Annotated in this window: 15 protein-coding genes; 10 read left to right on the plus strand and 5 right to left on the minus strand. The window is 35.2% G+C overall.

The window, feature by feature from the left end; genetic code table 11:
• Positions 1 to 131: 131 nt before the first annotated feature.
• Positions 132 to 572 (minus strand): hypothetical protein, encoded by a 441-nt coding sequence (locus tag LCM23_RS07320; protein WP_224936344.1) that lies wholly within the window; start codon positions 570 to 572, stop codon positions 132 to 134.
• A gap of 166 nt (positions 573 to 738) precedes the next feature.
• Here LCM23_RS07320 and LCM23_RS07325 point away from each other — a divergent pair, with 166 nt between their 5' ends.
• Complete coding sequence (locus tag LCM23_RS07325) at positions 739 to 1656, plus strand: NAD-dependent epimerase/dehydratase family protein (protein WP_224936345.1); 918 nt, start codon at positions 739 to 741, stop codon at positions 1654 to 1656.
• A 2-nt stretch (positions 1657 to 1658) separates the two neighbouring features.
• Positions 1659 to 2372 (plus strand): glycosyltransferase, encoded by a 714-nt coding sequence (locus tag LCM23_RS07330; protein WP_224936346.1) that lies wholly within the window; start codon positions 1659 to 1661, stop codon positions 2370 to 2372.
• A gap of 439 nt (positions 2373 to 2811) precedes the next feature.
• Here LCM23_RS07330 and LCM23_RS07335 read toward each other — a convergent pair whose 3' ends face one another.
• Entirely contained in the window at positions 2812 to 3894 is a 1083-nt protein-coding gene (locus LCM23_RS07335) for a glycosyltransferase family 4 protein (protein ID WP_224936347.1), read from the minus strand.
• A gap of 108 nt (positions 3895 to 4002) precedes the next feature.
• On the opposite strand from LCM23_RS07335, the gene LCM23_RS07340 reads away from it, so the two are divergent.
• Positions 4003 to 4722 (plus strand): glycosyltransferase family 2 protein, encoded by a 720-nt coding sequence (locus LCM23_RS07340; protein WP_224936348.1) that lies wholly within the window; start codon positions 4003 to 4005, stop codon positions 4720 to 4722.
• A 75-nt stretch (positions 4723 to 4797) separates the two neighbouring features.
• On the opposite strand, the gene LCM23_RS07345 is transcribed toward LCM23_RS07340, so the two are convergent.
• From LCM23_RS07345 to LCM23_RS07355, 3 genes are all read right to left on the minus strand, one after another.
• Positions 4798 to 5820: a M42 family metallopeptidase gene (locus LCM23_RS07345; protein WP_404826593.1), complete on the minus strand. Its 1023-nt coding sequence runs from the start codon at positions 5818 to 5820 to the stop codon at positions 4798 to 4800.
• 101 nt (positions 5821 to 5921) lie between these two features.
• Positions 5922 to 6377: a hypothetical protein gene (locus tag LCM23_RS07350; protein ID WP_224936350.1), complete on the minus strand. Its 456-nt coding sequence runs from the start codon at positions 6375 to 6377 to the stop codon at positions 5922 to 5924.
• 43 nt (positions 6378 to 6420) lie between these two features.
• A complete protein-coding gene (locus tag LCM23_RS07355; RefSeq protein WP_224936351.1) occupies positions 6421 to 7515 on the minus strand; it encodes a glycosyltransferase in 1095 nt (364 codons plus the stop codon).
• Positions 7516 to 7671: 156 nt separating this feature from the next.
• Here LCM23_RS07355 and LCM23_RS07360 point away from each other — a divergent pair, with 156 nt between their 5' ends.
• The 7 genes from LCM23_RS07360 to sdaAA all read left to right on the plus strand — a co-directional run bounded on the left by LCM23_RS07360 (position 7672) and on the right by sdaAA (position 13422).
• Positions 7672 to 7971 carry a DUF2642 domain-containing protein gene (locus LCM23_RS07360; RefSeq protein WP_224936352.1) on the plus strand — a complete coding sequence of 100 codons (300 nt, stop codon included), beginning with the start codon at positions 7672 to 7674 and terminating at the stop codon, positions 7969 to 7971.
• 12 nt (positions 7972 to 7983) lie between these two features.
• Positions 7984 to 8217, plus strand: a complete 234-nt coding sequence (locus LCM23_RS07365; RefSeq protein WP_224936353.1) for a hypothetical protein — start codon at positions 7984 to 7986, stop codon at positions 8215 to 8217.
• 183 nt (positions 8218 to 8400) lie between these two features.
• Positions 8401 to 10329 carry an LTA synthase family protein gene (locus LCM23_RS07370; protein ID WP_224936354.1) on the plus strand — a complete coding sequence of 643 codons (1929 nt, stop codon included), beginning with the start codon at positions 8401 to 8403 and terminating at the stop codon, positions 10327 to 10329.
• A 95-nt stretch (positions 10330 to 10424) separates the two neighbouring features.
• Positions 10425 to 10658, plus strand: coding sequence for a group-specific protein (locus LCM23_RS07375; RefSeq protein WP_224936355.1), 234 nt, complete (start codon positions 10425 to 10427; stop codon positions 10656 to 10658).
• Between the two features lie 475 nt (positions 10659 to 11133).
• Positions 11134 to 11808, plus strand: coding sequence for a helix-turn-helix transcriptional regulator (locus LCM23_RS07380; protein WP_224936356.1), 675 nt, complete (start codon positions 11134 to 11136; stop codon positions 11806 to 11808).
• Between the two features lie 36 nt (positions 11809 to 11844).
• On the plus strand, positions 11845 to 12507 hold the full coding sequence (gene sdaAB, locus LCM23_RS07385) for an L-serine ammonia-lyase, iron-sulfur-dependent subunit beta (protein ID WP_224936357.1): 663 nt from the start codon (positions 11845 to 11847) through the stop codon (positions 12505 to 12507).
• 24 nt (positions 12508 to 12531) lie between these two features.
• Complete coding sequence (sdaAA, locus tag LCM23_RS07390) at positions 12532 to 13422, plus strand: L-serine ammonia-lyase, iron-sulfur-dependent, subunit alpha (RefSeq protein WP_224936358.1); 891 nt, start codon at positions 12532 to 12534, stop codon at positions 13420 to 13422.
• The last annotated feature ends 48 nt before the right edge of the window (positions 13423 to 13470 follow it).

The raw sequence follows: 13470 nt of genomic DNA on the forward strand, positions 1-13470 counted from the left end.
GCAGTGCGCTATAATCGGTTATAGACGGGTATACCAGCTAAATATCTTAAATAGAAAGGCTTTTTTCAAATTAAAACGCGGACAAAATATGATAAAAACATATATTGTCCGTGTTTTGCGTCATTCAGAAATTAATCAGAATAGGCTGCTGCATAAAATGTTTCTGGTCCTGTTCGTGTTGGAAATAATACAACTCCGCCTCCTACATTGATTGTTGCGCGATAAATTGGAAAAGTCGTTGTAGCAATGGGGTTGTAATCGGCACCATTGAAAGATAAGACAGTAGTTGAAGCTACTCCAAGACCTGCAACTGCTAATGTTTGTGTGGCTGAATAAATAAGTGTTGGGGTACCGTTCACCACACGATATACGTTTACGACAATCGGTGTTAACACTGTAGCTAATGAAGTGAAGGCGGCACTGATAGAAAATGTTACACGTGGATTAGCACCAGCACCTGCTAAATTCAAGCCTAATGTACCGAATAATGCTGGTGTAGCTGTTACAGGTATACTAATCTGACCATTTGCTGTTGAGTTTTGTGAACTTTGTGAATCTAAAAATGTTCCCAATATGTTCACCTCCTTTGCTTGTCAGTTAGTAATACATTATGTGAATGAAGTGCGAGGTGCTTGGACAAGTTTCACCATTTTTTTACGATTTGAGCCCGAAACAAATAGACAAACTCTTCATATGCTATTTAGTAAGTTGTTCGAATTGGAGAGTGAGAGGGGCAATATGGGTAAAGGGAAAACGGTCCTTATTACTGGTGCTGGTGGGTTTACGGGTCGGCATGCATGTGATTTCTTTCATAATCAAGGTTATCAAGTATATGCATTAATGAGGAATCAGCCAATATTATCATTACCATATAAGGTAATCATTTGTGATTTATTATCGCTTGAACAAATTGAAGAAGCAGTAAATGTCAGTAAGCCTGATTATATTTTACATTTAGCTGGGAGATGTAGTGTTTCTGATTCATGGGAACATCCAGTAGATGTATTAAGTGTTAATACGATGGCAACAGCCAAATTAATAGACGAAGCTAGAAAGCATGTGAAACACTGTCGCATTCTTATACCGGGTTCTGCCTTAGAGTTTGAACCCAATCAAATAGACACACTGAAAAACCCTTATAGTCTTAGCAAAACGATACAAGTCATACTGGCAAAGTCCTGGATTCAGCTCTTTGAAAGCCAAGTCATCTTAGCTAAACCCACGAATTTAATTGGGCCAGGAAATTCGACGGGGATTTGTGCCATTTTAGGTCAACGAATTGCAGAAATAGAAACAAAGCATTCTTATAATAAGGAAGAAGCGATAGAGATTGCTGTCAATGCTAAAAGAGATTTTCTCGATGTAAGAGATGCAATAAAAGCTTACGAATTGTTGTTAAGAAAAGGAAAAGTTGGAGAAGTGTACGAGATTTGTTCTGAAACATCTTACACACTCCTTGAAGTGATGGCTATTTACAAATCTCTTACAAATGAAAATATTCATATTGAAGAAGTGGAAGAGTTACGACCATCTTATGTATCATCAATGAGTGCACAAAGATTAAGAGAATTAGGTTGGGTGAGAGACTACACGTTAAAAGAATCTTTAAATGATGTGTTAACTCACTTTAGGAATAAGATAAAGAAGGACGTGTAAATATGGAGCCACTAGTTTCGGTCGTTATTCCTTTTTATAATTGCCAATATGTCGATCAAGCAATTGAAAGTGTATTACAACAAACGTATAAAAATATAGAATTAATTGTTGTCGATGATGGTTCAACTGAATACGTACACTTAGTGCAAGCGTATAAAGATAAACTAACCTATATTTATCAAAGAAATAAAGGAACAGCAGCTGCATTAAATACGGGAATTAAAGCTGCTAAAGGTAAATATATTGCCTGGTTAAGTGCCGATGATTTATTTGAACATGAAAAGATTGAAAAACAAGTAGATTTTATGGAAGATCGTCTAGTGGATATGAGTTTTACAAACTATGATATCATCAACGAAAATAATGAAGTTGTGATGAAAAACTTAACGATTAATTTTCTATCTACCAATCATATTTATGAAACATTTTTATACTACAACCCTGTAAATGGATGCACAGTTATGATAAAGAAAGATGTATTTAATGAAGTGGGCTATTTCAATACTCTATATAAATTCACTCAAGACTATGATATGTGGTTAAGAGTAGTCCTTGCCAAAACTTCAATAGCATTTATAAATGAAAGTCTAACAAAATATCGCTCTCATAGTAATTCAACATCAGCTAAAAATCAGCCGGCAATGAAAATGGAAATACGTAAACTCGAAGCCATTTATCGTAGAAAATTAAGGAAACTATTAAAAAAGTGGATATGAAATAATACTAGTTTTTATAAAATAGTGATCTGGATGAATACATGCCAAATGAACACTCTGAATATGGAGTGTTTCTTTTTTTGCATAATACTTTGTGCGTTCTAATTGTAAAACTGATAGAGATCCTTAAAAAAATGATTGCCGATTAGGTAAACCCAAAGGCGAATACACAATGGAAGTTAAGATTCCGAGTTATACCAATAGAGTAAAAACAGAATTGAGCAGTGTAATGTACTGCTCAATTCATTTCCTAATGTATGATTATTACAATCTACTTGTTTCAATTCCTTAAAGAGGCTACTGAATAAATAAAATAGTTAAATGAGTAGTTGCAACGTATTCCTTATAAGATGACATGACGTTTCAATTAGAAAACAACAGCATAGTAAAAGATTTGCTATGAGAATTTTTTAGTTGTTTTTCCGTCATAGAACATATTTCAGTTACTTACTGGTAATGTACTTGTCATCATTTTCTTGAAATTCTGAGCATAAAGCGAGGGGGCAAAGTTCGTTTTTACATGGGATACTGCGTTATTAATAATTGTCTGTCTGAGCGTCTGGTTTTGAATTAGCTCTATTCCTTCTTTAACAGCTTCTTTTGGGTTGCCAATATCATAGTATTTACCGGTAACATTATGAGTGACAGCTGTTCTTATACCGCTAGAATCAGTTGTGAGTATTGGGCATCTACAGCTCATCGCTTCTAATGCTGTTAAGGGGGCACCTTCTATTTTTGAGGTCGAACAAAGAAATCCACCAGAATCACTAATCATGGAAAAGTAGTCAGCCATTTTCTCATTAGGAATATTCGGTAATAAATTGATGTTTTTTTCTAAATGGTACTTTTTCATCGTCTTTAAAAAATTCTCTCTATCTTTAGGGAAAGATAGTGTTGGATCTTCAAAAAGGTAGACTTGTAGCTGATTACGTAGTTTCCTTTTTAGTAGAAAACAAATGTTCAAAAATTCCTGCCAGTTTTTATTATCCTCGATCCGACCAACCCAACCAATAATTGGTTGGACAAAACTTTTGCCAGTCGCTTTATAGTTAAAGTGACTGCAGTCAAAGCAATTATTAAATTCATACTTAGGAACATTTGGGAACATCTCACTTAATAATGTGGAAATATGGGGAGTTCTTGGATTAAGAAAACCATCAATATCATTCTCTGCTAATGTTTTACCGATAGAAAAACCATATCTTGTTTGTTGTATCGACCCATAACCTTGGATTTCAACATAGATTTTACCATTGTACCCACTTTTTTTGATAGCAGGCACCATTTTAAAATCGGAAGTAATGACAATGGCGTCATATTGATGTTTCTTTATAAGGGTAATAATTTCTTCTTCATCACTTTTAATAAATACAGGATTATAGTGTTCATTTATATAATTTCTACGGTTTTCATAATATAGAAAATGACAAGTGATTCCTACCTCCTTTAAAGCAATACTTCTTTGTCGATTTAAGGTTTCGACTCCTCCACTTGGTACATAGAATATAAATAATACTTTCAAGATGTACTCCTCCTATCACATTTATCCTCTAATACTATAAATATGCTTAAGTCTCACATGTGGTTTGGACAATACGTCTAGAAAGAAAGAACGGAGTGCATTTAATTTATGGATAAAGTTTCAGTAGTCATCCCTTTTTATAATTGCCGGTATATTGATGAGGCAATTGAAAGTCTGCTTGCACAGACATATGGAAATATCGAGATTATTGTCATCGATGATGGGTCCACATTACATCTTGATAAACTTGAACCATATAAAAAACAGGTTACTTATGTAAGGAAGGAAAATGGAGGCACAGCTACAGCTCTCAATGCTGGCATTCAAATCGCAACAGGTAAATATTTTTGTTGGCTTAGTGCCGATGATAGCTATAAGCCAACAAAAATAGAAAAACAAGTAAAGTATATGGAAACATATGGTGTAAGAGCTTGTTATACCGGCTGTGAGACAATTGGGAAGAGTGATTCACAGATAGATGCTTATTTTAATCAAACCTATTCATTGAGAAGTCACTTTTTAAAAGCTTTATTAAATATATGTTTTATTCACGGTTGTACAGTTATGCTGCGTATGGATTTATTACGCGAAGTTGGTCCATTTGATGTTAGTTATCGATATACACATGATTATGAGATGTGGTTGCGGGTTGGCCTAAGTGAGGAATTTCACTATCTTACTGAAAAGTTAGTGAATTATCGTGTGCATGAAGAAATGGGGACAGTGCATCATCAAAGAGAAATAAAGCAAGAGGTTCTCTTCATAAAGAGGCAGTATCGAAATCATGTATTAAAAAAAATCTCAGAGCTAAGAAGGGGTGGGCATTAGGAAGAAAATATACCTGCCGTCAAACAATATGTTTTGGCAGGTAGGGTTATATCAATTACACTCAGGATTGATCCTTTAACCAACTAGTTCTGACAGTAAATAATAATAAAGTAAGTCGTAAGTTTGGCGAATACTCTTTTCATGCGTGCGCTCAAAAGCGTGAGAAGAATCGATTCCTGGTCCGATTAATCCGTGAATAATATCAAATCCAGCTCTAATCGCGGCAGATGCATCGGAACCGTAGTATGGATAAATATCCACTTTATAACCGATTTGATGTTCTTCTGCCAGAGCGACTAAATGTTTACGCAATTGATAATGATAAGGCCCACTAGAATCCTTCGCACAGATAGAAACCGTATATTCATCAGTTGCCTGTCCATCACCGATCGCTCCCATATCCACAGCTAAATATTCTACTGTTTCGTCAGTGATATTTGAATTGCCTCCATAACCAATTTCTTCATTATTTGAAATGAGGAAATGAGTTGTATAAGGTAATTCAATACGAGTAGTAGTGATATCTTTCATTAACTGCAGTAAAATAGCTACACTTGCTTTATCATCTAAATGTCTAGATTTGATAAATCCAGCGTTGGTTATTTCCACTCGTGGATCAAATGAAACAAAATCTCCTACGGCAATTCCTAGTTTTTTAACGTCTTCAATGGAGTGTATTTCTTCATCTAAACGTACTTCCATATTATTTATATTTCTTTCCGCTGTACCGGCATCTTTATATACGTGAACAGAGGTCTGATGCATGAGAATCGTCCCAGTATATTTTTTTCCATCTGACGTTTCTATTTGACAGTACTCACCTTCAATAGAGTTATAACGAAACCCACCGATTAGATCAATTTTTAATCTGCCACTCGGCTTAATTTCCTTTACAATGGCTCCTAATGTATCCACATGTGCAGTTAACATCCTATGTTGGGAATCGTCTTTGCCAGTAATTGTTGCGATAAGAGCACCTTTGCGATTTTTTCTTGTTTGTACGCCAAGTTCATGCAAATATTCCTCAACGAATGAAATTACTTCATATGTATTCCCTGATGGACTAGGGATGGAAACTAAATCTTTTAATAATTGCAGTGTTTCTTTCGTTTGAAAGTGAGTCAAATTTGTGAGCCTCCTATATGTTTAATTGTCTATTATTATACGCCTTTTTAGTGTGTCTGAACATGCCAGGCATTTTATTGTTTTTGTGATTGATATTCTCTTTTTTTAAGCTCTTGTATGGCAAGTATTTTTAGTGAAAGAATTTCTTCATCACTAAAATGCTTATTAACGGTGTCCATTAATTTTTCCTTATCTTTCTCCGTTAACCCATGTTTTAGTTTTGTAGAAAGATCCTTGATGTCTTGATTGCTGAAGGTTTGTGTTACTTTAGTCATGGCTTCTGATCTCGTTTTGATCGGTAAGTCCGTTTTACTTAAGTTCATTGTTGCAATCTCGTCTTTTTCATTGATATATGACAGGATTGTAGGGTCGTTTAATAATTTTTGCATGTCTTCTTCTTGCAGCGTGTCAGCCAGTTTTGAAGCTGCTTGATAGGTGACTCCCTCTAGCACCGCAAAATAAATAAGTATAGCGGTGAAAACCGTTGTTAAACTTATGAAAGAAATAAATATGATTTTCTTTCTAGACATAGAGAGCTTGCACCTCCTTTTTTTCTTTTAGCATATTTTAACATTAATTGAGGATGTTCACGTACAAATTAGTTAAATCTTTTGTGATTTTCGCAATGTTAAAATCTTTTAATAATGCTTGACGAATTTCTTTCATTTCTACAAGTTTTTTTTCATGAGTCATCAATTGGAAGATGTCATTTTTGATATTCCGTTGATGAATAGGTTGATCTGCATGATGATCAGCAAAATGACCATATTTCATTTTTTCCCAGTTTTCTTTTGTCACAATTCCACTATAACCTTTTGCTCCTGCTGCTATAACAGGAACTTCGCAGCATATCGCTTCCATTGCTGTTCTTCCGGTTCCTACAACCGCATTAACGGAATAGTAAAAGGGGCGTAAATCTTGTTGTGAGCCTAATAAATGAACGTACGGTGTAGCTCTTTTCCGATTCATCGCTTTAATCATATTATGAATTTGTTTCGTTCTAAAACCTTCCCCAGCAACAAGTGCATATAGGTTTGGTTGTCTCAATTCTTCAATGGCTTTTAACAGACGCATGCAAATATCTGCTTTATCAAATTCGAGCCGGCTGGCATAAAAGACAACAAATCCTGTTTCTGGGATATGAAGGTTTTTTCTTGCAGTTAGATCAGATTGATAAAAATAATCATTTCCATCAAGGCCATTGGGAATGAAGGTAGATGTCAGATTATATTGATGAACCAATTGCTCTTGAACGAATTGGCTAACAGTAATGATTTGGTTACATTTTGGAAGTATTTTTAATAACTCGTCTTTTCGGTTATATAGACCATGAAGAGTGTAGACATAGGGGATGTTATGTTTTTGTGCCATATGAAGGAATAAAATACCTGAATATACTTGATGACAATGAATGAGATCAATTTGATGGTTATGAATGATTTCTTCTATTTTTGCTTCTAATTCATTAGATTTTTTGTCAAAGGTGGTCGGGATATTAACCTCATAGACAGGAATGTTCTCATGCTTAAAATTGTCCCCTAATACGCCGGGTCTCCCGATGACAATAATCGTATAACCCATGGCTTTTAATGCTTTACTAATTGTAAATATATAAGTTACTGTTCCGTTTGCTCCTAAGTGATCAGCTACCATTAATATGGATTTCATCTTAACACTTCCAATCATGTTTTTTTTACATTATATGTGGATTGTTTAAGGAATTGTTAGAAAAAAGGCGTTTGTACTGGGAAACTCGTCCATTCAGTTTGAGGAAAACGACATAAGATAGTTAGTGATTAAGGAGTGAAGGGAGGGTATTACAATATGTTATGTACTGACTCTAAGAAGAAACATCGTTACCAAGGTGGTAAGGAAAAAGAATGGTTAGAGGGTTGTGAAAAACCATCTCATAACAATGACTGTGGTGATGACTTCTGTAATTTTGAAGGACTAAGAAATGAATTAAAACGCTTAGTCGGCACTTTTGTAGAAATTGAAACAACAGGTGGTCCAGTAGAAGGTGTATTAGCAGCAGTGAGAAAAGACTATGTTGTTGTTACTGATGGTACTTCAACTTTCTTTGTTCCATTTAGAAATATTCAATCAGTTATTAATTTAGGATAAGGAGGGTTTATATTGTCTAGAGGGTTTTCTGGATTAGCACCAACTATTGCAGAAGAGCTAGAAGGTTACATCGGACGTACAATCACTGTAGTAAGTAACTTTTCTTCTCAAACAGGCGTCCTTTTACGCGTAGATGAAGGTTCACTTGTGTTAGCACGTGTCGTATCTGGTTATTATTCAAATGAAACGGACGAGATTATTATTCCGTTATGTAATGTGAGTTATGTAGAGTTACCAGTAGTTTAATGATGACTTAAAGCCTTCGAAGGTCTTTACCTTTGAAGGCTTTCTCATTTTTATTTATGTAGCAGGACGATATCAAAAAGCTGCATTTTTGAAACTTTATTATTTTTGTCTTCGTCTTCAATAGGAGCAAGCTTATATCATATTACATTTTTATTTATAAAAGAACGTGAAAGAGGTTTTATCATGGAAGAAAGTAACAATAAATATATTTCATTTCATACGATTTTTCTCATTGCATTAAGTAGTTTTGTTATGAAGCTCTTGATTACATATAACACACAGTTTGGAATGGATATTGAGCTGGGAACGCAAATGATTATATTAGCTACACATATTTTAAGTTCTGCTAGCTTATTTTTTATCTTGTATATATTTAATAAACGTAAACAAATGATTTATTTACTTATCATGGATCTTCTTTTAACCATTCTTCTTTATGCAAATGTTGTATACTATCGATTCTTCAATGATTTCATTACAATACCAGTCTTAATGCAAACAAGAACAAATGGGGGGCAATTAAGTAATAGTGCCTTAGTTCTCATGCAGCCAATAGATATTCTCTTTTTTATAGATTTGATCGTGTTGGTCGTCCTTTTGACCGTATTTAAAGTTAAGGTTGTTGGAAATCGAAGCATGAAAATGGCATTGATAGGCCTTTTCATAGGAGTAATGATGGTTATAGGAAATGTCATTTTAGCAGAAAATGATCGACCAGGGTTATTTCAGCGCTCATTTGATCGCGCCTATTTAGTCAAGTATTTAGGGTTATACAATTTCACACTTTTTGACATTTATCAAAATATACATGCGACGAGTGAAAGAGCAATGGCAGATAGCGGAGATGTGGTGAAGATTAAAAAAGAAATTCAAGATCGCTATGTTTCGCCTTCTAAGGATTATTTTCAATTGGCGCAAAATCGCAATGTGATAGTAGTCTCAATGGAATCATTACAAGATTTTGTAATCAATACGAAAATAGAAGGGAAGGAAGTCACACCTTTTCTCAATTCTTTAGTAGAAGATGAGGAGACGTTTTATTTCGATCAAATCTATAATCAAACGGGTCAAGGTAAAACATCGGATGCTGAGTTCATTCTTGATAATTCTTTATATGGCATGCCGCAAGGGTCGGCCTATGTAAATAAAGCGCAAAATACCTTTCAATCTACACCAGGAATATTAAAGGAATATGGTTATACATCTGCTTCCTTTCATGGGAATTATCAAACATTTTGGAATCGGAATGAAATGTATCGTTCTCAAGGCTATGACCGTTTCTATGATGCATCATATTATGATATGAATGAGAGAAATACGAAGAATTATGGATTGAAAGATAAACCTTTTTTTGAAGAGTCGATGCCAATATTAGAGGAATTACCTGAACCTTTTTACGCAAAATTTATTACATTATCCAATCATTTTCCTTTTGAAATGGACGAATGGGATACAAATTTCCCACAAGCTAATACAAATGATAAGGTTGTTAATCAGTATTTCCAATCGGCAAATTACCTAGATTCCGCATTATCTAAGTTTTTCACAGATTTGAAAAAGAGTGGTCTATATGACCGTTCTATTATTGTCCTTTATGGTGATCACTACGGAATTTCAGAGAATCATAATGAAGCGATGGCAGAGATTATCGGCAAAGAAATTACACCAATCGAAAGTCTAAAATTACAACAAGTCCCCGTTTTTATTCATATCCCTGGAGTGAAAACAGGAGATTATCCTCAACCTATCGGCGGACAATTAGATATTAGGCCTACACTTCTACATTTATTAGGGGTTGAAACCAATCATTATTTAGGTTTAGGAACAGATTTATTAGCCAAAGGTCATATCGAACTTACGCCATTGCGAAATGGTGATTTTGTCTCGAATGATATAAGTATGATTAATCGGCGTTTTTATGATAGTAAAAGCGGGAAAATGATACCGTATGAGGAGGAATTTGATCAACTGACACAAGCTGCAAGAGAAAAACTTGATCTTTCAGATGAAATATTAACAAAAGATTTATTAAGGTTTTATCATCCAGCAGGGTTTACCCCTATCAATCGTGAGGACTATCACTATGTTCAAGACGGTGAAGTGGAAAGTTAAAGTATTGAATGTGGACTTCGGGTTAAAATATAGCAAACAACTTATAATCAATGTTATACTTCATACATTGAGAAATTGATTAAGGGGGATAAAAGATGAGCGAATGCAAATTGGATCACACAATGACTGATGTAAAAAATAAGTATATAGATCAGCAATCGTATTTGCCTAAGGATTTGCATGCAAAGTTCGACCTTTTTTTCCAAGAAGAACATAGCCAAGAAATCCTAAACGATGTATTTCACTTATTAAAGAAATACGATTTAGCTGATGAAGAGGAGCAAGAAACGAGAAATAATCGTCTTCATTTGGTCTTAAGAAATGTTTGATGATAAAGCGAGAGGACTTTTGTTCTTTCGCTTTTCATTTGTTGTTGGGCAGATGCATGTAAAATGAAAAAACTTAGTGGTGATATTGATTTAAAGCATTTCAATGTCGCACTCATAGAATTAGCCCAAGCTGAGAGCTTCACAAAAATAAAGAAATCAGGTCTCCACAAGGCTATATTATCTCCTTCAGAGAAGAGTCCAAAACGATGAGTTGTCAATAGGAAAGGCAAATGCCCTCTTCTTTCTCAAGCGAAAGAGGGTATAATCTTCTGTCTTTTAAACTTGCACAAAGGTATTTTAGACTTGCGGATTTTTATTTGTTCTTAGTTTATCGTACTTTTGAACGTTATTACAAAAAAATTGTATGCATTAAAAAAATATTTTAATTATAGTTTATGTGTGTTATGATGATTAGGATTTGAAATACAACCATTTTGAAAACGGTTTCATTCGAAGAGTATAGGATGTGACAAAGATGAAAAAGAAGGATCAACATATATTTGACTTTGCTATTAGAACGGCTGATATGCTTGTAAAAATGTTTGGCCCTCATTGTGAAGTAGGTGTTCATGATTTCTCGGATTTTAAGAAATCGCTTATACATCTTGCCGGTAATGTAACTGGTCGTTCAATTGGTGCTCCAATTACGGATTTAGTTTTGAACGAATTAGCAAAGGGTAACTATGAAGCAGAGGATCTTGCCAACTATAAAACGCAGACACCAAAAGGAAATGTAATGAAATCATCGACCGTTTTCTTACGTGATGAACATAATAAAATTATTGGCGCGCTATGTATGAACTACGACATAAGCTTGATGATGCAATTTGGTGGTGTCCTTGAAACGTTAACAAACTTTAATGAAGAAGATACAAAGGATGAAACTTTCTTTACATCCGTACAGGATATTGTTCACGAAATGGTGGAACAAGTCCTTCAACCGTATAAAAAAGCACCTGCAAGTATGACGATTGATGAAAAAATTGAGGCAGTGAAAAAGTTAGAGGAAAAAGGGACCTTCTTAATTAAAGGAGCCAATGAATATGTTGCTTCTATTTTAGGAGTTTCTAAGTTTACTATTTATAATTATTTACAAAAAATAAAAGTGATGAATGAGAATGAGAACGAAAACACGCATGAGTATGTTTAAGATAAAGAGTCAGTTAATGATAAAGGAGCATAATATATGAAATATAGATCAGCATTTGATATTATCGGCCCAGTTATGATCGGACCTTCTAGCTCACATACAGCTGGGGCTGCTCGGATTGGAAGGGTAGCTCGGACCTTATTTGGCAGGCAGCCAACGAAGGCGGAAATATATCTTTATGGTTCATTTGCGAAAACGTATAAGGGACATGGAACAGATGTGGCAATTGTAGGGGGAATTCTTGATTACGATACGTTTGATGAACGCATCCCTGGATCGCTTCAATTAGCCGAGCAACTGGGAATGGAAATCGTGTTTTCTGTTGAAGAAGCAGTTGTTGATCATCCAAATACTGTGCGCATTAAATTGTTTGATGATGATAAAGAAATGGAGCTCGTTGGTATTTCCATTGGTGGAGGCTCTATTGAAATAATTGAATTAAATTCATTTGCGCTCAAACTTACAGGTGAACATCCTGCTATCTTAGTGGTCCATAATGACCAATTTGGTGTAATTTCAAAAGTTACTTACCTTTTAGCACAACATGAAATAAACATCGGTCATATGGAAGTGTCAAGAAAAGAAAAAGGGAAAATGGCATTAATGGTCATTGAAGTAGACCAAAATATTGATCAAAACTTAATGGACGAAATTGCTCAGTTACCACATATCACTCAAGTCATCAAGATGGTGGATTAATGACAGCATGTAGGAGGGATGTATATGTTATTTAAGAACGCGGCAGAATTAGTAGAATTAGCAGAAAGAGAGCAAATCAAAATTGCAGAAGTGATGATTCGTCAAGAAGTTAAAGTATCAGGGCGCACACGTGAAGATATTATTGCCCAAATGGATCGTAATCTTACCGTTATGGAACAAGCAGTAGAGAGAGGTTTAAATGGTGTAACTTCTGTTTCTGGGTTAACAGGAGGAGACGCGGTTTTATTACAAAAATATATAAAAAGTGGAAAAGCACTTTCTGGTCATACACTGCTAGATGCTGTTAGCAAAGCTGTTGCTACAAATGAAGTAAATGCAGCAATGGGAACTATTTGTGCCACACCAACAGCGGGTTCCGCAGGCGTTGTACCTGGAACGCTGTTTGCCGTTAAGGATGTACTTAATCCAACAAGAGAGGAAATGATTGAATTCTTATTTACATCCGCAGCTTTTGGCTTTATTGTTGCCAATAATGCATCCATTTCCGGAGCAGCTGGTGGCTGCCAAGCAGAGGTGGGGTCAGCGAGTGGGATGGCAGCTGCAGCTATTACAGAAATGGCAGGCGGTTCACCTTCTCAAGCAGCACATGCGATGGCGATTACTTTAAAAAATATGCTCGGTTTAGTATGTGATCCTGTAGCTGGATTGGTAGAAGTCCCTTGTGTGAAAAGAAACGCAATGGGTGCTTCAAATGCGATGACAGCAGCAGACATGGCATTAGCAGGGATCACAAGTAGAATTCCATGTGATGAAGTGATTGATGCCATGTACCGAATTGGTCAAACGATGCCTTCTGCGTTAAGAGAAACGGCTGAAGGTGGGTTAGCGGCCACACCAACAGGTAGAAGATTAGAAAAAGAGATTTTTGGGAACAAAGCTAAAGCAGTTAAATAATATGATAGAGCACTTTAAATAAACATTCTTGTCTCGTGTCTATACGAT

This window comes from Cytobacillus kochii, assembly GCF_020171845.1.
GTDB classification, from domain to species: Bacteria; Bacillota; Bacilli; order Bacillales; family Cytobacillaceae; genus Cytobacillus; species Cytobacillus kochii.

Bases quoted from the DNA above. Each gene is read 5' to 3' on its own strand.
- LCM23_RS07370 (WP_224936354.1), top strand. From the start codon at position 8,401: ATGGAAGAAAGTAACAATAAATATATTTCATTTCATACGATTTTTCTC.
- LCM23_RS07330 (WP_224936346.1), top strand. From the start codon at position 1,659: ATGGAGCCACTAGTTTCGGTCGTTATTCCTTTTTATAATTGCCAATAT.
- LCM23_RS07360 (WP_224936352.1), top strand. From the start codon at position 7,672: ATGTTATGTACTGACTCTAAGAAGAAACATCGTTACCAAGGTGGTAAG.
- LCM23_RS07380 (WP_224936356.1), top strand. From the start codon at position 11,134: ATGAAAAAGAAGGATCAACATATATTTGACTTTGCTATTAGAACGGCT.
- LCM23_RS07325 (WP_224936345.1), top strand. From the start codon at position 739: ATGGGTAAAGGGAAAACGGTCCTTATTACTGGTGCTGGTGGGTTTACG.
- LCM23_RS07375 (WP_224936355.1), top strand. From the start codon at position 10,425: ATGAGCGAATGCAAATTGGATCACACAATGACTGATGTAAAAAATAAG.
- LCM23_RS07355 (WP_224936351.1), bottom strand. From the start codon at position 7,515: ATGAAATCCATATTAATGGTAGCTGATCACTTAGGAGCAAACGGAACA.
- sdaAB (WP_224936357.1), top strand. From the start codon at position 11,845: ATGAAATATAGATCAGCATTTGATATTATCGGCCCAGTTATGATCGGA.
- LCM23_RS07350 (WP_224936350.1), bottom strand. From the start codon at position 6,377: ATGTCTAGAAAGAAAATCATATTTATTTCTTTCATAAGTTTAACAACG.
- sdaAA (WP_224936358.1), top strand. From the start codon at position 12,532: ATGTTATTTAAGAACGCGGCAGAATTAGTAGAATTAGCAGAAAGAGAG.
- LCM23_RS07340 (WP_224936348.1), top strand. From the start codon at position 4,003: ATGGATAAAGTTTCAGTAGTCATCCCTTTTTATAATTGCCGGTATATT.